Source organism: Streptomyces sp. NBC_01210, from assembly GCF_036010325.1.
Taxonomy (GTDB): Bacteria; Actinomycetota; Actinomycetes; order Streptomycetales; family Streptomycetaceae; genus Streptomyces.
This window is the reverse complement of sequence record NZ_CP108549.1, coordinates 6677415-6698025: the sequence shown is the minus strand read 5'-3', so window position 1 is coordinate 6698025 and position 20611 is coordinate 6677415. Positions and strand designations below refer to the sequence as shown.

Here is a 20611-nt window from a genome sequence, read left to right as displayed (position 1 = left end):
GATCGCCCACACTCTGCACATGGCCGAGCTAGTGCCGTTGAAGAAGCGAGCCCTGGGACTCCGCACTTCCGCCGAGTCCCAGGACCGCGTGCTGTTCCTTGTCCTGGAGGGCCTGGCTCTAGCCTGGGTAAGCCGGTACGGCCGCCCGCCCCAGCCACAGGAAGAAGAGGGGCCCGCCGCCCTGTGGACAACGAACCCCTCATCAACGCCTCACATACGAACGCGCAGGTCAGCCGCCACCTACGAAGATCACCATCAGTAGCCAGACGACCGGAGCCGTCGGCAGCAGCGAGTCGAGCCGGTCCATGATGCCGCCGTGGCCCGGCAGCAGCGTACCCATGTCCTTGATGCCCAGGTCTCGCTTGATCATCGACTCGCCCAGGTCACCCAGCGTGGCGCTGGCCGCGACCGCGAAGCCTAGCAGCAACCCCTGCCACCAGGTGCCGTTGTCGATCACGAACTCCATGAGCAGCGCGCCCGCCGCCATCGCGAACGCCACCGCGCCGAGCAGGCCTTCGCGAGTCTTCCCGGGGCTGATGCGCGGCGCGAGCTTGTGCTTGCCGAAGCGCCAGCCGACGGCGTACGCACCCGTGTCGCTGACCACCGTCAGCACCAGGAAGGTGAGTACCCGCTGCGGCCCGTCGTCCGCGGTGAGCATCATCGCGACGAACGTCGCCAGGAAAGGCACATAGAACGCGGCGAAGACGCCCGCCGTGACGTCTTTCAGATAACCCTCGGGCGGTTCGGTCATCCGCCAGACCAGCACCGCGAGCGCCGTGAGCGCCATGGCGACCCATGCGCCCTCCGCACCGCGCACATAGCCGGCCACAACCATCGCCGCGCCGCCGACCGCGAGGGGCACCAGCGGTGCCTTGATCTGCTTGCGCTCCTCGAGCCGGGACGTCAGTTCCCAGAGCCCGACCACGACGGCGACCGCTATCACGCCGACGAACACGGCCTTGACGATGAAGAGCGACGCGACGATCACCGCGCCGAGGCCGACGCCTACCCCTATGGCCGCCCGTAGATCACGGCCGGCCCGCTTCTTCTGCGGCGGCTCGGGTGCCGCCGGCGGCGGGGTGGGCATGGGCTCCTGCGGCATCTCGTCGCGGGACAGGGGACCACTCAGCCGAGCGGCCCCCCGGTCGCGGTCGTTGCGGTCGTCGCCGTCGTCAGGGTCATCGGCGTCTCTACCTGCGTCGGGAAAGTCCGGCACGATGGGCATGGGCCGAGTCTGCTGTGCGTCATGCTCATCGTATGCGGGACCCGCCGGGGCAGGCCCCTGGTCGGGCGGCCCCCAGTAACCGGCTCTCGGCGGGGCCCCCCAGGAAGAGTCGTTCATCAGACCTCGAGCAGCTCGGCTTCCTTGTGCTTGAGCAGCTCGTCCACCTGCGCGACGTACTTCGCGGTGGTGTCGTCGAGCTCCTTCTCCGCGCGGCGGCCCTCGTCCTCGCCGACCTCGCCGTCCTTGATCAGCTTGTCGATCGTCTCCTTTGCCTTGCGGCGGACGGAGCGGATCGAGATCTTGGAGTCCTCGGCCTTGGTCTTGGCGACCTTGATGTACTCCTTGCGGCGGTCCTGAGTGAGCTCGGGGAACACCACCCGGATGATATTGCCGTCGTTGCTCGGGTTGACGCCGAGGTCGGAGTCGCGGATCGCCTGCTCGATATTGCGCAGTGCGGTCTTGTCGAACGGGGTCACCACGGCCATGCGCGCCTCGGGAACCGAGAACGAGGCCAGCTGGTTGATCGGGGTCAGCGCACCGTAGTAGTCCGCCACGATCTTGTTGAACATCGCCGGGTGCGCACGTCCGGTGCGGATCGCGGCGAAGTCATCCTTGGCGACCAGGACGGCCTTCTCCATCTTCTCCTCGGCCTCGAGGAGGGTCTCTTCGATCACCACTTGCTCCTGCGTGTCTTGAGTAGGCCCGGCGTGCAACAGGGCCGGCGGAACCTGTGTCGCGTTCCCCTGCACGGTGTCCGACCGGCAGGGCTTTGTCCATCCCTCGAGGGACTCGCCCGAGTCAGGCCCGGGTGCCCTGGTCGCTCACGAGAGTGCCGATCTTCTCACCCTTGACGGCGCGAGCGATATTGCCTGCGGTGAGCAGTTCGAAGACAAGGATCGGAAGGTTGTTGTCGCGGCAGAGCGTGATGGCGGTGGCGTCGGCGACCTTGAGGTTGCGGGAGAGCACCTCGCCGTACTCCAGCGCATCGAACTTCACCGCGTCGGGGTTGGTCTTGGGGTCGGAGTCATAGACCCCGTCGACACCGTTCTTGCCCATCAGCAGGGCCTCGGCGTCGATCTCCAGGGCGCGCTGGGCGGCGGTGGTGTCGGTGGAGAAGTACGGCATACCCATACCGGCGCCGAAGATGACGACGCGGCCCTTCTCCAGGTGACGCACAGCGCGCAGCGGGATGTAGGGCTCCGCGACCTGGCCCATGGTGATGGCGGTCTGGACGCGCGAGTCGATGCCCTCCTTCTCCAGGAAGTCCTGGAGAGCGAGGCAGTTCATCACCGTACCGAGCATGCCCATGTAGTCGGAGCGGGCCCGGTCCATGCCCCGCTGCTGGAGCTCGGCCCCGCGGAAGAAGTTGCCGCCGCCGATGACGACCGCGATCTCCGCGCCGTCGCGGACGACCGCCGCGATCTCGCGCGCCATGGCGTGTACGACGTCGGGGTCGACGCCGAGCGCCCCGCCGCCGGCGAACGCCTCACCGGACAGCTTCAGCATGAAGCGCCCGATCTTCTTGCCGTCCTGGTCGTCGCTCTTGTCGTCGGCAGCCTGGTTGGCGTGCGCGCCCTTGTTCATGGAGATCTCCTCGTGCACATACGAGGAAGGCCATTGCCGGTGGGTGCTGGTGTCCCCTGTCGGCAATGGCCTCCTCGTCAGATCTGCGGTCGTCCGGCGCCTACGCGGCCGATGACTGCGTGGGAAACCCTAGCGGGCTCCCGTGTCGATCGCGTACGGCTCAGGCGCCGACGCGGATGCGCGAGAAGCGCTTCAGCGTGACACCGGCCTCGTCCAGAACCTTCTGGACGGACTTCTTGTTGTCCTTGGCGAACGGCTGGTCGAGGAGGGTGACCTCCTTGAAGAAGCCGTTGACGCGCCCCTCGACGATCTTCGGCAGGGCGGCCTCGGGCTTGCCCTCCTCGCGCGAGGTGGCCTCGGCGACGCGGCGCTCGTTCTCGACGACGTCGGCCGGAACCTCGTCGCGGGAGAGGTACTTCGGCGCGAACGCGGCGATGTGCTGCGCGACGTCCTTGGCGATCTCTGCGTTCTCCTTGTCCAGCTCGACCAGGACGCCGACCTGCGGCGGGAGGTCGGGCATGGTGCGGTGCATGTACACACCCACGTAGCCGCCGGAGAACTGCGCGAAGCGATCGAGGACGATCTTCTCGCCGAGGTTGGCGTTGGCCTCGTCGACGTACGCCTGGACGGTCTTGCCGGCCTCGATCTCGGAGGCGAGCAGCGCCTCGATGTCGGCCGGGGAGGACTCGGCCACGTGCGCGGCGAGCGTGTTGGCGACGGCCTGGAACTTCTCACCCTTGGCGACGAAGTCCGTCTCGCACTTCAGCTCGAGCAGAACGCCGGAGGTCTTGTCCTCGGAGATGAGGGAGACGACGGCGCCGTTCTCCGCGCTGCGGCCCTCGCGCTTGGCGACGCCCTTCTGGCCCTTGACGCGGAGCAGCTCGACGGCCTTGTCGACGTTGCCGTCGGCCTCGTCCAGGGCCTTCTTGCAGTCCATCATGCCGGCGCCGGTGAGCTCACGGAGCTTCTTGACGTCAGCGGCGGTGTAGTTCGCCATGTCCTTGAATCTCTCTCGAAAGTCGAAAGTCGAAGATCTACGGGTGAGCGGCGGGGGCCGGTGCATGGCACCGTCCCCCGCCGTCAACTACCGAACCTGTGAGGTCAGGCCTGCTCGGCGTCCGCGGCCGGGGCCTCGGCGGCCGGAGCCTCAGCAGCAGCCTCGGCGGCGGGGGCCTCAGCAGCGGCCTCGGCGGCGGGGGCCTCGGCCGGCTTCTCGGCCTCGGCAGCCTCGTCGGAGTCGGCCTTCTTCTCGCCCTCGAGGAGGTCGCGCTCCCACTCGGCGAGGGGCTCGCCGGCGGCCTTCTCGCCCGGCTTGGAGTCACCGGTGGCGACGCCGGAACGGGCGATGAGGCCCTCGGCGACGGCGTCGGCGATCACGCGGGTGAGCAGGGTGACGGAGCGGATCGCGTCGTCGTTGCCCGGGATCTTGTAGTCGACCTCGTCGGGGTCGCAGTTGGTGTCGAGGATCGCGACGACCGGGATGTGGAGCTTGCGCGCCTCACCGACGGCGATGTGCTCCTTCTTGGTGTCGACGATCCAGACGGCGCTCGGCACCTTCTGCATCTCGCGGATACCACCGAGGGTCTTCTCCAGCTTGGCCTTCTCGCGGGAGAGGACCAGGAGCTCCTTCTTGGTGAGGCCGGACGCGGCCACATCCTCGAAGTCGATCTGCTCAAGCTCCTTCAGACGCTGAAGGCGCTTGTAGACGGTGGAGAAGTTGGTGAGCATGCCGCCCAGCCAACGCTGGTTGACGTACGGCATACCAACGCGCGTCGCCTGCTCGGCGATGGCCTCCTGGGCCTGCTTCTTGGTACCGACGAACATGATGGAGCCGCCGTGGGCGACGGTCTCCTTGACGAACTCGTAGGCGCGGTCGATGTACGACAGCGACTGGAGCAGGTCGATGATGTAGATGCCGTTGCGCTCCGTGAAGATGAATCGCTTCATCTTCGGGTTCCAACGACGGGTCTGGTGACCGAAGTGGACGCCGCTTTCCAGCAGCTCCCGCATCGTGACGACGGCCATGGCCGTATCTCCTTGGATTCTCGGTTATGTCCTGACGCCCCGACGCGCCGTGCCACAAGGGACCGAGGAGCGCGGCCACCGACCGCTGAGGGTGTGGTGGCGGGGCGTGCGAAGTCGACCCGGTGACCCGGATCGCCATGAGAAGTGTACGGGACCGGGGCGGTGCCGGGTGACGGCGCTGTCCACAACCCGTCAGTACTCCACAGATCCGGACCATGATCAGCGCGGTGGCGGTGATCCGCGGGACGGTCTGTGCCATGTACCGCGTCATCTACCGCATCATGGACCACTCAATGGACGGCCTCATGGACGGCCTCATGGACCGCCGCATGGACCGCAGACTGCTCGTCCCGCTGCTCGCCTTGGCCCTGCTCGTCGTGGGCGCGGGCGTGGCCCCGGCCGCCGACCGCGACCGGGGCTGGCCGCTGGGGCCGCCGCGCCCCGCGGTCGTACGGGGCTGGGAGCCGCCGGCGTCCGTGTACGGGCCGGGGCACCGCGGAGTGGATCTGGCCGCGCCGCCGGGCACCCCGGTACGGGTCGCGGCACCCGGCCGGGTCTCGTTCGCGGGCCTGGTCGCGGGCCGCGGAGTGCTCTCCATCGTCCTCACCGGTACAGGCCGGCCGCCGCTGCGCACGACATACGAGCCGGTCCGCCCGCTCCTGCCGGAGGGCACGGCGGTGAGCGCCGGCCAGGTGGTGGCCACGGTCGCCCCGGGACCGTCGCACTGTGCCGCGGGCTGCCTGCACTGGGGTCTGCTGCGCGGCACGGAGTATCTGGATCCGCTGTCCCTGCTGCCGCCCTGGCTGCTGCGCCGCGGCCCGTCCCGGCTGCTCCCGCTCATCGGCGTCCCGGCACCGGAAGCGGCACCATCGGCGGCGCATGCCGCGCCTGCGGTCGCGGGGGCTGCGGTCGCGGAGCCCGGGGGCGCGAGGACTGCAGGCGCGGGGCCCGGGGACGCGCTCCACGCGGTACTGCTCCTGGTCACGGCCGTCGTGACACATCGGCGGCCGTGGAGTGGCGGCCCGCGCGGAGTCAGCCCTGTACGCCCCGCAGCGCCATGGACACGGCCGCGTCGGCGATCTTCGCCGGGTCCTCTGCCGCGCCGAGTTCGATACGGCGGACCGCGGCGTCCACGACGCCCTGCAGCAGCATCGCCGCAAGCCGCGGCTGGTCCTGGCCCAGCTCTCCGAGCGCCTCGACGATCATGGCGATCAGCCCGCCGTGCGCGGCACGGATCTTCTCCCGCGCCCCCGCGTCCAGCTCGCTGGCGGAGATCGCGACGACGGCCCGGTGGCGACGGTCCCCGACGAGCTCCAGTTGCTGGCGTACGTACGCCTCGACCTTGCCCTCGGCCGTGTCCGCCCGCTCCATCGCGGCCTCGACCTCCGCCGCCCAGACGGGGAAGTCGACCGCGCAGAGCTCTTCGACGACCGCGGCGCGCGAGCGGAAGTACTCGTAGACGGAGGACCTGGCCAGGCCGGTGCGCTCGGCGAGGGCGGGGAAGCTCAACGCCTCCGTACCGCCTTCGGACAGGAGGGAGCGCGCGGCATCCAGCAGGGCGCCTCGCTGCATCGTCCGGTGCTCGGCCACGGAGGCCGCTCGAATCCTGGGCACGCCTCCACTCTACGGATGACTGCGGACGTCGCAGGGAAGATTCGCGTCAGCGCCCGACGTCGGCCAGCTTCGCGCGGAGTTGCAGAACCGACTTTGTATGGATCTGGCTGACTCTGCTCTCCGTGACGCCGAGGACATTGCCGATCTCGGCGAGGGTGAGGCCCTCGTAGTAGTAGAGGGTGACGACGGTTTTTTCGCGCTCCGGCAGTGTGTTGATGGCGCGGGCGAGCAGCCGCCGCAGTTCCCGGTCCTCGGCCACCTCCACCGGGTTGTCAGCGGCGGTGTCCTCAAGGGTGTCCATCAGGCTGAGCCGGTCGCCGCCTTCGCCGCCGACATGCAGCAGCTCCTCCAGCGCGACGACGTTCGCCAGCGACAACTGGCTGAAAACCGCGTGGAGTTCCTCGACGGCGATGCCCATCTCGGTGGCGACCTCGCACTCAGAGGGCGTACGTCTCAGCTGAGCCTCGAGCGTGGCATAAGCGCGCTCCACGGCCCTGGCCTTCTGCCGAACGGAGCGCGGGATCCAGTCCAGGGCGCGGAGTTCGTCGATCATCGCGCCGCGGATGCGGGTGATGGCGTACGTCTCGAACTTGATCGACCGGTCGATATCGAACTTCTCGATGGCGTCGATGAGGCCGAATACTCCGGAGGAGACGAAGTCCGCTTGTTCAACATTGGACGGCAGTCCCACGCTCACCCGGCCCGCGACGTACTTCACCAGTGGCGAGTAGTGAAGGATCAACTGCTCCCGCAGCCGCTCGTCACCCGTGGCCTTGTACGACCGCCACAGCTCCTCGAGCGACGAGGGAGCGGGGGGCCGCACCGTGCCACGGGCAGCGGGGGGCACTGCCGCGCGGTCAGACCCGGAGGTGTGCTGGGGCATGCGTTGCCTTGAGCCGTTCTGCTGTGATGGGGAGGGGACGAGCGTCTGGGCCGGAATTCTGGTGAGCGTAGCGTGACTGCGGTGTCGCGGTGGGCGAAGGACGGGGGAACGAACCTGTGCGGGTATCTGCCGTCGGCCACACCTTCGAACCGGGGCCGACACCGCGCGCATCGGCCCCTCAGGTGCCATCGACAGGGCTCCAAAGGTCATCGGCATCACCTTTTCACCCGAATGCTCCAGGTCAAGTACCGCCTCGCCGCGCGTTCGAGCCGCGGATCGCGCTCCGCGTCAACTGCCAGCTGTCGCCGTGCCGTTCGACAAAACCCAGCGAGTGCAGTTCGTACAGCCTGCCGAGCGTCTCGTCCGCCGTCGTCCCCGCACCACGGGCCACCTGCGCTCCGGCGACCGCACCACGGGCCGGTAGCGCTTCAAGAACCCGTGCGCTCACGGGATCCAGCAGATCCCTGGGAAGCACGGGTCCCCGGCGGTCGGGAGCGAGGTCTCCGATGTCGCCCACCAGCTCCGCCACTTCGGCGGCGTCGGTGACCAGCACGCCCTCACCCCGCAGCAGTGCATGCACGCCGGCCGAGAGCCCGCTGGTGGCGGGCCCCGGGACTCCCATCGTGAAGCGGCCCAGCTTCTGCGCACTGCGTGCGGTCACCAGCGAACCGCTGCGGTACTCGGCCTCCACGACGACAGTGCCCCTGGTGAGCGCGGCGATCACCCGGTTCCGGAGGATGAATCTGCTGGGTGTCGGGTGGTCGCCCGGCGCCAACTCCCCAATGACCAGGCCCTGTTCCGCGATCCGCCCGATCAACTCGGCATGACCGCGCGGATAGACGACATCGACCCCGCAGGCGAGCACGGCGACGGTGGCCCCGCCCGCGGCCAGTGCGCCTCGATGCGCCGAGCCGTCGACCCCGAAGGCGGCACCCGACACCACGACCCAGCCGCGCTCGGCGAGCCCCGCGCCGAGGCTGGCCGCCATATGAGCGCCGTACGGCGTACAGGCCCTGGCCCCGACGACTGCGACCGAACGGAGCGCCCATTTCCGCAGGTCGGAACGGCCACGCACCCAGAGCCCGATGGGTCTGGCGTCACCGAGGTCGTCGAGCTGGGTGGGCCACTCCTGGTCGCCGGGGCAGAGGAAGCGGCCGCCGACCGCGGCGACCGCCGCCAGATCGCGGTCGGGCTCGACCCCCGTCGCCCGTATCCGGTAGCCCGCCAGCCGTCGCGCCGAAGCGCCGGTCAGTGCCGACTCCTCGTACTCCGGCGAGGTGAGCCTGGCCATGAGCTCCCTGGCCCCGATCTCGCGCAACCACCGCCCGCCGTGCTCGTCACCCGGCTCGATCACCCGAGTCAGCGCTGCCCGCGCCACCCGCTCCTCGTCCCCCGCTCCCGAGCCCGGCATCACTGCCCTCCCCCGCCGACCGCCGTGGGTACGCCTCGCGAGATGCCTGTACGCAGCTCCAGGGCCAGATCCACGTCGTACTCCTGCGGCCGGTCCCTCCCGGCGAGGTCCGCGATCGTCCACGCCACCCGCAGCACCCGGTCCAGGCCGCGGGCCGTGAGCAGGCCGCGCTCCATGTCCCGCTCGGCCGCGGCCAGCGCCCCGGCCGCTACCGGCCAGCGCGTACGCAGCTCATGGCCGGGTACCTCACTGTTGACGGTCCACGGGGTGCCCTGCAGCCGGGCCGCGGTGCGTTCCCTCGCGGCCCGTACCCGTGCCGCAACGGCCGCCGTCGGCTCGCCGCGACCGCCCTGGCCCAGCAGATCGCCTCGGTCGACCGGCTCGACTCCGACGCGCAGATCGACGCGGTCGAGCAACGGTCCGGACAACCGCGCCTGGTAGCGGCGGATCGCCGACGGCGGGCATTCGCACCCCGCGCCATGCAGGGTGTGCCGTCCGCAAGGGCATGGATTGGCCGCGAGGACCATCAGGAAACGGGCGGGCAGCCGCACCACTCCCGCGCTCCGCGCCACCACCACATGCCCGGATTCGAGCGGCTGCCGAAGAGCGTCCAGCGCCTTGCCGGAAAATTCGGGAGTCTCGTCGAGGAACAGCACGCCCCGGTGCGCCAGCGACACCGCGCCGGGCCGCGGCAGTCCGTTGCCACCGCCGACGAGCGACTGCATCGTCGCCGAATGGTGCGGCGCGCAATAGGGCGGCGTACGTACCAGCGGCTCACCCGGCGGCAGAATGCCCGCCACCGAGTGCACCGCGGTGACCTCCAGGGACTCCCGCCGTGTCAGCGGTGGCAGCACCCCGGGCAGCCGCTCCGCCAACATCGTCTTGCCGGCACCCGGCGGTCCGTGCAGCAGCAGATGGTGGCCGCCCGCCGCGGCGACCTCCAACGCCGTGCGTGCCTTGCGCTGCCCGGCGACATCGGCCAGGTCGGGGCCGTCCACCGGCTCCAACGCGAGCCCGGTGCCCACCCCCGCGCCGGGCACCATCAGCCCGGCCAGCATCGCGTCCGGACTGCCTTCCGGAGCCGGCTCCTCCTCCGGCACCGGTTCATTGGTCAGTACGGCGATGAGCTGTCGCAGACTCCGTACGCCGAGCACGGAGACCCCCGGTACCAGTGAGGCCTCCCCCGCGGTCTGCTCCGGGACGACCACCTGCCGGTAGCCGGCCTCGGCCGCGGCGAGGACGGCCGGCAGCACTCCGCGCACCGGCCGCACACGACCGTCCAGGCCCAGCTCCCCGATCAGCACCAGATCGGCGATGTCCTTCGGGTCGATGCGCTCCGCCGCCCCCAGTACGGCGCAAGCCACAGCGAGATCAAATCCACTGCCGCTCTTGGGCACGGATGCCGGGCTGAGCCCCACCGTGAGCTTCTTCTGCGGCCACTCCGCACCGGAGTTCACCACCGCCGCCCTGACCCGGTCCCGGCTCTCCACCAGGCTCTTGTCCGGCAGCCCCACCAGCGTGAACGCAGCCACGCCCGGCTCCAGGTCCGCCTGGACCTCGACGACCACGCCCTCGACACCCACCAGCGCCACGGAACACGCCCGCGCGAACCCCATCTCAGGCCACCCCCCGCGCATGCTCGACGAGCGGCGCACCACGTCTGGGCAGCACCACTCCCACGAGATCGATGCGGACCCCATCGGGCGGCGGCCCGCCGTGCCTCTCCAGCCAGCACTCGGCCAGCCGCCTCAGCCGCTCCGCCTTTCTCGGCGTGACCGCGGCCATCGGATGCTCGAAGCAGCCCGCCCTGCGGGTCTTGACCTCGCAGACGACCACCGCGTCGCCGTCCCGGGCGACGATGTCGATCTCACCGGCCCGCCCGCAGCGCCAGTTGCGCGCCAGCACCGTCATACCGGCTTCCGCCAGCAGCCTCGCCGCCAGCTCCTCGCCGTACCGCCCCAGTGCCCCCGTCGCGTTCATCTCGGCACCACCTCCGGCACCGACTGTGACGCGTCAGATCCTCACCAGTGGATCTTGGTGGACAACCCGCCCGTTGTGGATAACTCAGCCACCCGGGGATCAGCCACCCGGAAGCTCGAGATCGCTCTTGTTGAGCTCCTCAATATTCACGTCCTTGAACGTGAGTACCCGCACCTGCTTGACGAACCTCGCCGGTCGGTACATGTCCCAGACCCAGGCATCCGCCATCGAGACTTCGAAGAAGACCTCGCCCTGCACCGAGTGCACCTGCATCTCGTAATCATTGGTGAGGTAGAAACGACGCTCGGTCTCGATCACATATTTGAACAGCCCGACGACATCTCGGTACTCCCGGTAGAGCTTCAGCTCCATCTCGGTCTCGTACTTCTCGAGGTCCTCGGCGCTCATGGCATGTTCCCCTTCAGCCTTGCGTCCCCCTATTGTGCGCCAGCCCCCCGCGCCCCTAGACGATTTCGGGGGCCAGGACCACCGGCGCGCTCGGAGGACCCTCGTCGAGCAGCGTACGCAGCAGCTCGGCGAGCTTGGTCGGATACACCGTCTCACGCGCCGCCGACAGTTCGGCGGAGGTCCACCACCTCAGCCCCGCGACACTGCGCTGCTCAAGCTCCGTCAGCCCTCTCGGGGCGGTCGCCGTCTGCGTCGTACGTGCCAGGAAGTACCACTCGTCCTGGTCCCAGCGGCGTCCGTCGAACGGGAACGAGCAGGTCCGGCGCCACAGCACCGGCCCCAGCTCCACCTCTGTGATCCCGGTCTCCTCCGCCAGCTCGCGCAGCGCGGCCTCTTCCCGGGTCTCGTCGCCCTCCAGGCCGCCGCCCGGGGTGAACCACCAGCTGTCGGCCGGGTCCTCAGGCTCGTATCCGTGCATCAGCAGAATGCGGTCCTGAGGGTCCAGCAGAACCACCCGTGCGACCTTCCGCCGCTCATCCGACACCGGCAGTCGCTTTCCCGCGTCCGCTGCCGCCACTGCCCGAGGCCCCTCGCCGCTGCTTCGACAGCCGCCGGGCGATCGGACCGTATGCCGCCCCGCCCACGATCAGCAGGGCGCCGATCACCACCGAACCGAACACCAGCTTCACCGGCCCCGGCTGCGACACCCCGCCCGGCAGCGCCGCGAAACCCTGCGGCCGGTCCAGCAGGCCGCCGTCCAGCGGCCAGGCGATGGCGTCCAGCCGGGCCGTGACCGCCGAGCGCGGCACCGACCCATGTCCCGGGTCCTGGAGGTGTACGCGCGAGTCCAGCGAGCCCATACGCTCGTCGCCGAGCAGGAACAGCTGCCCCTTGGGCACCGTCGCCGTAAAGCTGTTCGAGGCCGGCCCCTTGGCGAGCAAATACGGTTCTTCGATCGCCTTGCCGTTGACGGTCAGCCGGCCACCGTCGCCGCAGCACGCGATCGCGTCACCACCCACGCCGACGACACGCTTCACCATCGGCATATCGCCCCACTGCTTGTCGCGGAAGACCACGATGTCCCCGCGCCGTACCTCCTCGCCGTCTATCCGCTGCGCCAGGACCCGGTCGCCCGCCGCGACGGTCGGCGACATCGAGTCGGTCGGCACGGTGTACGGCTGGTACACCACGGCTCCCCAGATGAACCCTCCGAGGAAGAGCACACAGCCGACGGCCACGGCCAGGCCCGACAGTGCATTGCCGAGCCGGCCGCGGCCGTCTTCCGTACGTCCTGTATTGCTCATCCCAGCGCTCCCCACTTCGGAGATTCGGTCCCCGAGAGTCGAGTCAACCTCGGGGATCGGCGATCTGGGACGGCACCCTACCCGGCGGTACGCCCGCCGGTCAGCCTCCTCCTGCGCCAGAGCACGATCGGCAGCGCTCCCGCGAGGCCCATCGCCGCAGGAGCCGCAGGCAGAACAGCCGCAGCGGCGTTGATTCCGGGCTGGTCGAAGGTGTCCGGCACCGACAGGGTGGCCCAGCGATTGACCGGCCAGGCGACCACGACAGCGCGCCCGACGACCTTGTCGACCGGGACGAAGCCACCGCGCGCATCTGCCATGTGGTACCGGGAGTCCTGGGAGTTCTGGCGGTGGTCGCCCATCACCCAGATCCGGTCCTTGGGCACCTTGAACGGGCCGAAGGGCTGGTCGTCACAGGGAGTGTCACCGGGGAAGATGTACGGCTCGACCAGCGCCTTCCCGTTGACCTTGACCGGGCCGCCCTTCTTGCACTCCACCGTGTCACCGGCAACCGCGATCGTCCGCTTGATCAGGTCCTTCTCCTCGGCCGACGGCATCAGGCCGATGAAGCTGAGGAATTTCTGCACGGCGTTCGGGTTGGGGGTGGGTTCACCGTCCAGCCAGCCGCCCGGATCGTGGAAGACCACGACCTCGCCGCGCTCGGGCTCCGAGCCGAACCACGGGGTGAGCTTGTCCACCAGCACCCGGTCGCCCCGCTGCAGAGTGTTCTGCATCGAGTCCGAGGGGATCGAGAACGCCTGCACCAGGAACGTTTTGATCAGGAGCGCGAGAAGCAGCGCGATACCGATCAGGAGCGGCAGTTCCTTCCAGAAGGATCGCTGCTTCTTCTGTCCCGTACCACTGCCCACCGACGGTCCGCCCTCAGCCATCTCGGCGTCATCAGCCCTCTCGGCGCCCTCAGCACCCGTCGCCCCGGGGGTCCCCGGTGTCCCGGCCGAATCGTGTGTCACGGCCGGGGTTGACTCGTCGAGCTTCCCGGGCCTCTCCTCGGGCTCGTCGTGTCCGGATCGTGCGCCGACCGCCACATCCCCCACATCCACTCCTCACTCCGTGCGAACCGCCTGCCCCGAAGTCGGAACAGGCCCACCACTCCCATAACGAGCGGGAGTTCCGCAGGGCTCGGGAGCAGGATCATTCCGTTCAGATCCTGAGGGGACACACTATTCGACCCACGGAGTGCCGAAGTCGCCCCGGCGCGCGCGTTCGGCACGGATGTGTACGTCTCCGGCTCCTCCAGCTTCCGCCAGTGGCCGATGGGCCAGCCGATGACGACCGCGCGGCCGACGACCTCGCCCTCCGAAACCGTGCCGCGGTCCTTCTCGTCGAGGTGGAAGCGCGAGTCGGCCGAATTGGACCGGTGGTCACCCATCACGAATATCCGCCCGGCCGGCACCTTGACCTCGAACTTGATCGTCGAGGGAACGTTGCCGGGGTTCAGATACGGCTCGATGAGCGGTACGCCGTTGACGGTGATCCGACCGTCCTTGTCGCAGCACTTGACGGTGTCCCCGCCGACCGCGACCACCCGCTTGATCAGGTCCTGCTCGTCGTCCGAAGGCAGCAGGCCGATGAAGGTCAGCCCCTGCTTGACCTGCTTGACGCCGATCGGGTCTTCCTTCTGCTGCTCATTCGGCGGCAGCCAGCCGCCAGGGTCCTTGAAGACGACGACATCGCCGCGCTGCGGCTTCGAGCCGAACCACGGCGTGAGCTTGTCCACCAGCACGCGGTCCTGGATCCGGATCGTCTGCTCCATCGAGCCCGACGGGATCACGAAGGCCTGCACCAGAAATGTCTTGAGGACCAGGGCGATCATCAGCGCCACGGTGATCAGAAGGGGTATTTCCTTCACGGCCGACCGGCGGCGCTTGCGCTTCACCTTCTGTGCCAGCCTGCGCCGCTCCGCGCGGCCCGGCAGCGGCCTGGCGCCGTCCGTGGGCCGTGTCCCGGTGGGCAGCCGGGTGTCGGCCCGGTGGCTCGCACTACGCCCGCGGCTACCCATGGGCTCCGCCCGGCATTCGACCCGGATCCGGTACGCGGGAGAAGGCCCCGGCCGGCTCCAGCGAGGTCCAGCGGCCGACCGGCCAGCCGATCCAGTCCGCCCGCCCGATCACCTTGTCGACGGGCACCATGCCACCGCCCGGCTCGCCGAGATGGTCGCGGGAGTCGCGGGAGTTGCTCCGGTGGTCTCCCATGACCCACAGTGTGCCCTCGGGGACGACGATGTCGAAGGGGACCTCCGAAGGCACGTCATCGGGGTGCAGATATCTCTCGTCGACCGGTACGCCGTTCACCTCGACCCTGCCCCCTTTGTCGCAGCAGACCACACGGTCACCACCCACACCCACGACGCGCTTCACGAAGTCGGTCTCGGCCGGCTCGGCCAGCCCCAGCGCCGCGAGCGCCCCGCGCGTCAGCGTGCTGACCGGATTTTCCTTCACGCCCTCTTGTACGAAGGATCCCGTGCCGTCGAAGACGACGACGTCTCCCCGCTCGGGCTGGGAACCAAAACGGTACGCCAGCTTGTTCACCAGCACCCGGTCACCGACTTGCAGGGTGGGCTCCATGGAGCGGCTGGGGATCTGGAAGGGCTGCAGCACGAAATGACTGAACAGCAGCACGAGCACCGTGCAGGCGACGCCGAGTAGCCCCGCCGTACGCCAGGACAGCCCGGAGAGACGTTTACCCAGCCCTCCGGACGGCCGCGAGGAACGCCGCCCGGAGGGATCCGCGGAACGCGCGAAGCGCGACCCCTCTCCCTCTCCCCCGGCTTCGGGGGCGGAAGAGCGGTCGCGCTCCGTGTGCTTCGCTTCGGTGTCCATCGGCCCAGAGCCTATCCGGCCGCCCTGTGACTGGGTTGCTCCCAAGCTGAGCGCGAAGTGTGAGCCGGAGCTCAGTTGTCGCGCTTCTCCTTGATCTTGGCAGCCTTGCCGCGCAGTTCGCGCAGGTAGTAGAGCTTGGCGCGACGGACGTCACCGCGGGTGACGAGCTCGATCTTCTCGAAGATCGGGCTGTGCACCGGGAAGGTGCGCTCGACGCCGACGGAGAAGGAGACCTTGCGGACCGTGAAGGTCTCGCTGACGCCCGAGCCCTGGCGGCGGATGACAACGCCCTTGAACTGCTGGATACGCGAGCGGTTGCCCTCGATGACGCGCACGTGGACGTTCACGGTGTCGCCGGGACGGAAGGCGGGGACGTCGCTGCGCAGCGAAGCCGCGTTGACGTTGTCGAGCAGGTGAGCCATGTTGGTCTGCTTCCTCGCCGATGCCACAGGTCATCAGCGGAATGATCGAGATGAGAGTCAGGGTGCTGTTCGCGTCGAGCGGGCGTCGTTCCCCCTGTGGCAGGGGCGCCGACTGGACGTACAGCAGCGGCCTATTCTTCCACGGCCTCGGGCCTGCGCCAAAATCGGCCGCCGGGCTCCGGTGACCAGCCCAGGATGGAGAGGATCTCCCGGTCCTTCTTGTCGAAGGCAGCCGGGTCGCAACGCTCGATCAGATCGGGCCTGTTGAGGGCTGTGCGACGGAACGCCTCGTCCCGCCGCCACCGCGCGATCTTGCCGTGGTGCCCGCTGACCAGCACGTCCGGAATCGCGCGCCCGCGCCACTCGGGCGGCTTGGTATAGACGGGTCCCTCCAGCAGATTGGCCATCGCGCCGGGTGCGAAGGAGTCGTCCCGGTGCGACTCGGCGTTGCCGAGGACACCGGGCAGCAGCCGGGCCACTGCCTCCGTGATCACCAGTACGGCCGCCTCGCCGCCGGCCAGGACGTAGTCGCCGATGGACACCTCGTGGACCGGCATCCGGGTCGCGTACTCGTCCATGACCCGGCGGTCGATGCCTTCGTAGCGGGCGGGGGTGAAAATCAGCCATGGCCGCTCGGAGAGCTCGACGGCGAGCTCCTGGGTGAAGGGGCGGCCGCTGGGGGTGGGGACGACCAGGACGGGGCCGTGCGCGCCGGCCTCGTAGCCGCTCGCCAGCACCTCGTCGAGGGAGTCGCCCCAGGGCTCGGTCTTCATCACCATGCCGGGACCGCCGCCGTAGGGGGTGTCGTCGACGGTGTTGTGCCGGTCGTACGTCCACTCCCGCAGATCGTGCACATGGACATCAAGCTGCCCACGCGCGCGTGCTTTGCCGACAAGCGAGACGTTCAGCGGTTCCAGGTACTCGGGGAAGATCGTGACGACGTCGAGCCGCATCAGGCGTCGTCCTCCGACGCGTCCCTCGACGAAGCGATCTCGGCCTCGCTCTCGTCGATCAGCCCCGGCGGCGGGCTGATGACGGCGCGCTGCTTCTCGAGGTCGATCTCGGTCACGATCGCCTCGACGAAGGGGATCATCAGCTCGCTGCCGTCCGGCCGTTCGACGATGAACAGGTCCTGCGAGGGCAGATGGCTGATCTCGGTGATCCGGCCGATTTCAGTGCCGTCCACGAGGACCACGTCGAGGTCCATCAGTTGGTGGTCGTAGAACTCCTCGGGGTCCTCCGGGAGCTCCTCGGGGTCCACCTCGGCGATGAGCAGGGTGTTGCGCAGGGCTTCGGCGGCATTGCGGTCCCGTACGCCCTCGAAGCGCAACAGCAGCCGGCCGCTGTGCACCCGGCCGGTCTCGATGGTCAGCGGTCCGGCGGAGGCCGGGTCGGTGGCCAGTACGGCTCCGGGCCCGAGCCGCAGCTCCGGCTCGTCCGTACGCACCTCGACGGTGACCTCGCCCTTGATCCCGTGGGCGCGGCCGATCCGCGCGACTACCAGCTGCACTGCACTCCTTTGCGGCTGAACCGCCGCCGCTCTCGCGGACCGGGTTCCCACCGTCGTGGTTCCTCGATTGATGATTGCGGTCGTGGGCTCATGGTCGCAAACAGCCACGGGCGCGCAAACAGCCACGAGCCGGGAAGGACCGAAGGCCCTCCCCGGCCCGTGCCGGTGTTGCGTATGTCAGCGAACCTGGTCCACGTCGACAAGGTCGACGCGGATGCCACGGCCGCCGATGGCGCCCACGACGGTGCGCAGGGCGCGTGCGGTGCGGCCGTTACGGCCGATCACCTTACCGAGATCGTCGGGGTGTACCCGGACCTCGAGCACGCGACCACGGCGCAGATTGCGCGAGGCCACTTGCACATCGTCCGGGTTGTCGACGATGCCCTTCACGAGGTGCTCGAGAGCCTCCTCGAGCATGCTCAGGCCTCGGTCGACTCGGTGGACGCAGCCTCGGCCGCGTCTGCCTTCTTGTCAGCCTTCTTCGCCTTCGGGGTGATCGCCTCACCCTTCGGCTCGTCGCCCTCGAGGGCCTTGCTGAAGGCCTCGAACGCGGCGCGCTTGTCCTTCGGCTCCGCGACCAGCAGCGGCGCCGGGGCCGGCAGGCCCTTGTGCTTCTGCCAGTCACCGGTGAGCTTCAGGATCGCGAGGACCGGCTCGGTCGGCTGGGCGCCGACGGACAGCCAGTACTGCGCACGCTCCGAGTTGACCTCGATGCGCGAGGGGTTCTGCACCGGGTGGTACAGACCGATCTCCTCGATGGCCCGGCCGTCACGGCGGGTACGGGAGTCGGCGACGACGATGCGGTAGTGAGGCGAACGGATCTTGCCCAGACGCTTCAGCTTGATCTTGACTGCCACTGGAGTGGTGTCTCCTGGTCTTGACGTGGTTGGGCACAACGAGATGCCACGTGGGGTTGCGGTACTCGGGTGCCCGATGGACGCGTCAGCCGGAGGCGAGAGGGTTCCTGTGCGGCTGTCGAGTACAGCTAGCCATTGTGCCACACACCTGCGGTGCGCTCTCGCCCGGCCTGCGTCGCACCGCCCCCGTCAGCGGCGCGATCCCGGCCGGCGGACGCGGTCAGCTCGCCGCGCCCACTACCTCCGGGATACGGAAGGGCTTGCCGCAGCCTCCGCAGACGATCGGCGCCTGGGCGAGGACCGAGGGTACGACCCGGACATTGCGGCCGCAGTCGCAGACAGCCTTGACGCGCACCCCGCCGCCGGAGGAGCCGTGGCGGGCAGCGGGCCCGCGGAAGCTGCGCTTGGTGTCGGCGGCCGTGGCCACCGTGTGCGCCTTGAGGGCGCGCTGAAGTCTCTCGATGGTGGGGCGGTACCGCCGCTTCGCCTCGGGATTGAGCGCGACCAGCGAGAAACCGCTGCTGGGATGCGGCTCATCAACATGGTCCAGGCCCATCTCCTCGGCGATCGCCAGGAATCGGCGGTTGTGGTAGCGGCCGGCGCGTGAGGTGTCGCGGACACCTCTGGCGGCGGCGATGCCGTGGACTGCCTCGTGAAGCAGTCGCTCGAAGGAGAGCTCGGCGCCGCAGGCGGACGAGGACTCTCCGATCAGGGACTCGGGCGCGGCAAGATCCGGCAGCTCGGGGTGGTGCCGCTGAATATCGGCCCACGCCTGTGCCAGCTCTGCGGCGAGAACAGGTGGTGTCGTGCTCACGTCGTGATAACGAGCCGGAACGCTCGCGGGTTCCATTCCGGGGCATCCCAAATAATTTGCACGTACCCGTCAGTTGCCATTGATGCGCCCTGACGAGGGCGGGTGCGCTGATCTGCGGAGAAGCTTCGCAGCTCGCATCAAGGTGGTACGTAGCGGCGCGTACGCCCCAGCGCGTAGACGAAGTCCGCGCGCCGGGGCGTCAGTTGCTCTGCGGGGCGCGTGCGCGTCAGTAGGCGCGGGCCACGATCGCGACAGTACCCGGGGCGTCGTCGGCGTCGGGCACCGACCCGTCCTCGGCGACCAGACATCGTACGGACACGGCCTGCTCGGCGAGCTCGGCCTCGCCCTCGTGGCCCAGCGTCGACCACGGGATACGGGCCCAGCCGCCGGCGACCGCGGCCTCGGCGGCCTCCTCGATCGTTGTCACATCAGTCGTACGAGACTCGCGACGGTCCCGCGATTCCTTCAGCAACTGCGCCTGGTCCTCCTCGAGAACCCTCGGCAGCAACTCGGCCAGTGCCTCGATCCGTACCGGCTCCTTGCCGCCCGGAATGCGACGGGCCAGCATCGCGGTGCCCGCCTCCAGATCGCGCGGGCCGATCTCGATCCGCACCGGAACGCCCTTGAGCTCCCAGTCGACCGCGCGGCGGCCGAAGGGCGTGTCGGTGCGGTCGTCGACCTGGACGCGCAGGCCCGCGGCCTTCAGCCGATCGCCGATCTCGCGGACCTTGGCGACCGCTTCGTCGCCCTTGATGGCCATGACGACGACCTGTACGGCCGCCAGACGCGGCGGGACGCGCAGTCCGTTGTCGTCGCCGTGCGACATGATCAGGCCGCCGACCATCCGGGTGGAAGTGCCCCAGGAGGTCTGCCAGGCCAGCTCCTGCTTGCCGTCCTTCGACAGATACGTGGTGTTGAACGCCTTGGAGAAGTTGGTGCCGAGCTCGTGGCTCGTACCCATCTGCAGGGCCTTGCCGTCGCCCATCATGCCTTCGAGCGTGAGGGTGTTGATGGCTCCGGCGAAGCGCTCCTTGGGCGTCTTGCGGCCGAGCACCACATCGATGCCGAGGACGTTGATCATGAAGTCCGCGTACACCTCCCGGTGGATGTATGCGGCAAAGTCGCGGGCGTCCTCGTAGGTGGCGTGGGCGGTGTGGCCCTCCTGCCAGAGGAACTCCGTCGTACGGAGGAAGACGCGCGGGCGCATCTCCCAACGGACCACATTGGCCCACTGGTTGATCAGCAGCGGGAGATCGCGGTAGCTCTGGATCCACTTCGAGAAGTACTCGTTGATGATCGTCTCGGAGGTGGGGCGCACGACGACGGGCTCGTCGAGCTCCTTTCCGCCACCGTGCGTGACGACCGCGAGCTCGGGCGCGAAGCCCTCGACATGCTCAGCTTCCCTTGTCAGGTAAGACTGAGGGATGAAGAGCGGGAAGTAGGCGTTCTGGGCACCCGCGTCCTTGATGCGGGCGTCCATCTCCTGCTGCATCCGCTCCCACAGGCCGTATCCGTACGGTCGGATGACCATGGTGCCGCGCACCGGGCCGTTGTCCGCCAGTTCGGCCTTGTTGATCAGGTCCTGGTACCAGCGTGGGAAATCTTCCGCCTGGGGCGTGAGAACGGGTGCCTTTGCCATGGCGCGCATCGTACGGCGACACGGGTGCGAGACGTGAATCGGCCAGCTACCCGGGGGCGCACGCGCGGGGCACACAAGCATTGCCATACGCCCCCTGG

The 20611-nt window shown here is 69.0% G+C and carries 22 protein-coding genes and 2 pseudogenes; 1 reads left to right on the top strand and 23 read right to left on the bottom strand.

All coding sequences use genetic code 11. The annotated features are described in order from the left end of the window. Positions 1 to 229 precede the first annotated feature (229 nt). The 5 genes from OG735_RS30620 to rpsB form a co-directional block, all read right to left on the bottom strand. On the bottom strand, positions 230 to 1342 hold the full coding sequence (locus OG735_RS30620) for a phosphatidate cytidylyltransferase (protein WP_327326356.1): 1113 nt from the start codon (positions 1340 to 1342) through the stop codon (positions 230 to 232). Next, positions 1342 to 1899, bottom strand: a complete 558-nt coding sequence (gene frr, locus OG735_RS30615) for a ribosome recycling factor (protein WP_326652908.1) — start codon at positions 1897 to 1899, stop codon at positions 1342 to 1344. The genes OG735_RS30620 and frr overlap by 1 nt, the downstream gene beginning before the upstream one ends. 124 nt (positions 1900 to 2023) lie before the next feature. Continuing rightward, positions 2024 to 2809 carry a UMP kinase gene (pyrH, locus tag OG735_RS30610; protein WP_327328512.1) on the bottom strand — a complete coding sequence of 262 codons (786 nt, stop codon included), beginning with the start codon at positions 2807 to 2809 and terminating at the stop codon, positions 2024 to 2026. A 160-nt stretch (positions 2810 to 2969) separates the two neighbouring features. Then, positions 2970 to 3806 carry a translation elongation factor Ts gene (tsf, locus tag OG735_RS30605; RefSeq protein ID WP_327326355.1) on the bottom strand — a complete coding sequence of 279 codons (837 nt, stop codon included), beginning with the start codon at positions 3804 to 3806 and terminating at the stop codon, positions 2970 to 2972. Between the two features lie 104 nt (positions 3807 to 3910). Continuing rightward, entirely contained in the window at positions 3911 to 4834 is a 924-nt protein-coding gene (gene rpsB, locus OG735_RS30600) for a 30S ribosomal protein S2 (RefSeq protein ID WP_327326354.1), read from the bottom strand. 215 nt (positions 4835 to 5049) lie between these two features. On the opposite strand from rpsB, the pseudogene OG735_RS30595 reads away from it, so the two are divergent. Then, a pseudogene (locus OG735_RS30595) lies at positions 5050 to 5556 on the top strand (peptidoglycan DD-metalloendopeptidase family protein); the annotation flags it as partial. 310 nt (positions 5557 to 5866) lie between these two features. Here the strand turns inward: OG735_RS30595 and OG735_RS30590 are convergent. From OG735_RS30590 to proS, 18 genes and pseudogenes are all read right to left on the bottom strand, one after another. Continuing rightward, positions 5867 to 6424 carry a TetR/AcrR family transcriptional regulator gene (locus tag OG735_RS30590; protein WP_327328511.1) on the bottom strand — a complete coding sequence of 186 codons (558 nt, stop codon included), beginning with the start codon at positions 6422 to 6424 and terminating at the stop codon, positions 5867 to 5869. Between the two features lie 70 nt (positions 6425 to 6494). Further along, entirely contained in the window at positions 6495 to 7331 is an 837-nt protein-coding gene (gene whiG / locus OG735_RS30585; RefSeq protein WP_326652901.1) for an RNA polymerase sigma factor WhiG, read from the bottom strand. A 241-nt stretch (positions 7332 to 7572) separates the two neighbouring features. After that, positions 7573 to 8742 carry a DNA-processing protein DprA gene (dprA, locus tag OG735_RS30580; RefSeq protein WP_327326353.1) on the bottom strand — a complete coding sequence of 390 codons (1170 nt, stop codon included), beginning with the start codon at positions 8740 to 8742 and terminating at the stop codon, positions 7573 to 7575. After that, positions 8742 to 10358, bottom strand: coding sequence for a YifB family Mg chelatase-like AAA ATPase (locus tag OG735_RS30575; protein WP_327326352.1), 1617 nt, complete (start codon positions 10356 to 10358; stop codon positions 8742 to 8744). Before OG735_RS30575 ends, dprA begins: the two co-directional genes overlap by 1 nt. Position 10359: 1 nt before the next feature. Then, positions 10360 to 10722, bottom strand: a complete 363-nt coding sequence (locus tag OG735_RS30570; RefSeq protein ID WP_327326351.1) for a YraN family protein — start codon at positions 10720 to 10722, stop codon at positions 10360 to 10362. Between the two features lie 99 nt (positions 10723 to 10821). After that, the gene (locus OG735_RS30565) at positions 10822 to 11130 is read right to left on the bottom strand and encodes a DUF2469 domain-containing protein (RefSeq protein ID WP_003965949.1); all 309 of its coding nucleotides are present in this window, start codon (positions 11128 to 11130) and stop codon (positions 10822 to 10824) included. Between the two features lie 55 nt (positions 11131 to 11185). After that, positions 11186 to 11707 carry an NUDIX hydrolase gene (locus OG735_RS30560; RefSeq protein ID WP_442812517.1) on the bottom strand — a complete coding sequence of 174 codons (522 nt, stop codon included), beginning with the start codon at positions 11705 to 11707 and terminating at the stop codon, positions 11186 to 11188. Further along, on the bottom strand, positions 11664 to 12434 hold the full coding sequence (gene lepB / locus OG735_RS30555) for a signal peptidase I (RefSeq protein ID WP_327326349.1): 771 nt from the start codon (positions 12432 to 12434) through the stop codon (positions 11664 to 11666). The genes OG735_RS30560 and lepB (OG735_RS30555) overlap by 44 nt, the downstream gene beginning before the upstream one ends. A gap of 77 nt (positions 12435 to 12511) precedes the next feature. Further along, positions 12512 to 13477 (bottom strand): signal peptidase I, encoded by a 966-nt coding sequence (gene lepB, locus OG735_RS30550; RefSeq protein ID WP_442812631.1) that lies wholly within the window; start codon positions 13475 to 13477, stop codon positions 12512 to 12514. Beyond that, a pseudogene (gene lepB / locus OG735_RS30545) lies at positions 13401 to 14451 on the bottom strand (signal peptidase I); the annotation flags it as partial. The pseudogene lepB (OG735_RS30545) and the gene lepB (OG735_RS30550), both read right to left, overlap by 77 nt. Beyond that, entirely contained in the window at positions 14444 to 15271 is an 828-nt protein-coding gene (gene lepB, locus OG735_RS30540) for a signal peptidase I (protein WP_327326347.1), read from the bottom strand. The gene lepB (OG735_RS30540) and the pseudogene lepB (OG735_RS30545), both read right to left, overlap by 8 nt. A 71-nt stretch (positions 15272 to 15342) precedes the next feature. After that, positions 15343 to 15693, bottom strand: a complete 351-nt coding sequence (gene rplS / locus OG735_RS30535; protein ID WP_327326346.1) for a 50S ribosomal protein L19 — start codon at positions 15691 to 15693, stop codon at positions 15343 to 15345. A 131-nt stretch (positions 15694 to 15824) separates the two neighbouring features. Then, positions 15825 to 16646, bottom strand: a complete 822-nt coding sequence (gene trmD / locus OG735_RS30530; RefSeq protein WP_327326345.1) for a tRNA (guanosine(37)-N1)-methyltransferase TrmD — start codon at positions 16644 to 16646, stop codon at positions 15825 to 15827. Then, complete coding sequence (rimM, locus tag OG735_RS30525) at positions 16646 to 17203, bottom strand: ribosome maturation factor RimM (protein WP_327326344.1); 558 nt, start codon at positions 17201 to 17203, stop codon at positions 16646 to 16648. Before rimM ends, trmD begins: the two co-directional genes overlap by 1 nt. Before the next feature lie 177 nt (positions 17204 to 17380). Then, positions 17381 to 17620 carry an RNA-binding protein gene (locus tag OG735_RS30520; RefSeq protein WP_005311361.1) on the bottom strand — a complete coding sequence of 80 codons (240 nt, stop codon included), beginning with the start codon at positions 17618 to 17620 and terminating at the stop codon, positions 17381 to 17383. Between the two features lie 2 nt (positions 17621 to 17622). Continuing rightward, positions 17623 to 18060, bottom strand: coding sequence for a 30S ribosomal protein S16 (gene rpsP / locus OG735_RS30515; RefSeq protein ID WP_327326343.1), 438 nt, complete (start codon positions 18058 to 18060; stop codon positions 17623 to 17625). Between the two features lie 220 nt (positions 18061 to 18280). Further along, positions 18281 to 18874: a hypothetical protein gene (locus tag OG735_RS30510; RefSeq protein WP_327326342.1), complete on the bottom strand. Its 594-nt coding sequence runs from the start codon at positions 18872 to 18874 to the stop codon at positions 18281 to 18283. A gap of 226 nt (positions 18875 to 19100) precedes the next feature. Continuing rightward, the gene (gene proS / locus OG735_RS30505; protein WP_327326341.1) at positions 19101 to 20513 is read right to left on the bottom strand and encodes a proline--tRNA ligase; all 1413 of its coding nucleotides are present in this window, start codon (positions 20511 to 20513) and stop codon (positions 19101 to 19103) included. Between the last annotated feature and the right edge of the window lie 98 nt (positions 20514 to 20611).

Excerpts from the sequence above, each read along its gene's own strand:
- OG735_RS30620 (WP_327326356.1), bottom strand. The coding sequence starts at position 1,342 with ATGAACGACTCTTCCTGGGGGGCCCCGCCGAGAGCCGGTTACTGGGGG.
- pyrH (WP_327328512.1), bottom strand. The coding sequence starts at position 2,809 with ATGAACAAGGGCGCGCACGCCAACCAGGCTGCCGACGACAAGAGCGAC.
- tsf (WP_327326355.1), bottom strand. The coding sequence starts at position 3,806 with ATGGCGAACTACACCGCCGCTGACGTCAAGAAGCTCCGTGAGCTCACC.
- rpsB (WP_327326354.1), bottom strand. The coding sequence starts at position 4,834 with ATGGCCGTCGTCACGATGCGGGAGCTGCTGGAAAGCGGCGTCCACTTC.
- whiG (WP_326652901.1), bottom strand. The coding sequence starts at position 7,331 with ATGCCCCAGCACACCTCCGGGTCTGACCGCGCGGCAGTGCCCCCCGCT.
- dprA (WP_327326353.1), bottom strand. The coding sequence starts at position 8,742 with ATGCCGGGCTCGGGAGCGGGGGACGAGGAGCGGGTGGCGCGGGCAGCG.
- OG735_RS30575 (WP_327326352.1), bottom strand. The coding sequence starts at position 10,358 with ATGGGGTTCGCGCGGGCGTGTTCCGTGGCGCTGGTGGGTGTCGAGGGC.
- OG735_RS30570 (WP_327326351.1), bottom strand. The coding sequence starts at position 10,722 with ATGAACGCGACGGGGGCACTGGGGCGGTACGGCGAGGAGCTGGCGGCG.
- OG735_RS30565 (WP_003965949.1), bottom strand. The coding sequence starts at position 11,130 with ATGAGCGCCGAGGACCTCGAGAAGTACGAGACCGAGATGGAGCTGAAG.
- lepB (WP_327326349.1), bottom strand. The coding sequence starts at position 12,434 with ATGAGCAATACAGGACGTACGGAAGACGGCCGCGGCCGGCTCGGCAAT.
- lepB (WP_327326347.1), bottom strand. The coding sequence starts at position 15,271 with ATGGACACCGAAGCGAAGCACACGGAGCGCGACCGCTCTTCCGCCCCC.
- rplS (WP_327326346.1), bottom strand. The coding sequence starts at position 15,693 with ATGGCTCACCTGCTCGACAACGTCAACGCGGCTTCGCTGCGCAGCGAC.
- trmD (WP_327326345.1), bottom strand. The coding sequence starts at position 16,646 with ATGCGGCTCGACGTCGTCACGATCTTCCCCGAGTACCTGGAACCGCTG.
- OG735_RS30520 (WP_005311361.1), bottom strand. The coding sequence starts at position 17,620 with ATGCTCGAGGAGGCTCTCGAGCACCTCGTGAAGGGCATCGTCGACAAC.
- proS (WP_327326341.1), bottom strand. The coding sequence starts at position 20,513 with ATGGCAAAGGCACCCGTTCTCACGCCCCAGGCGGAAGATTTCCCACGC.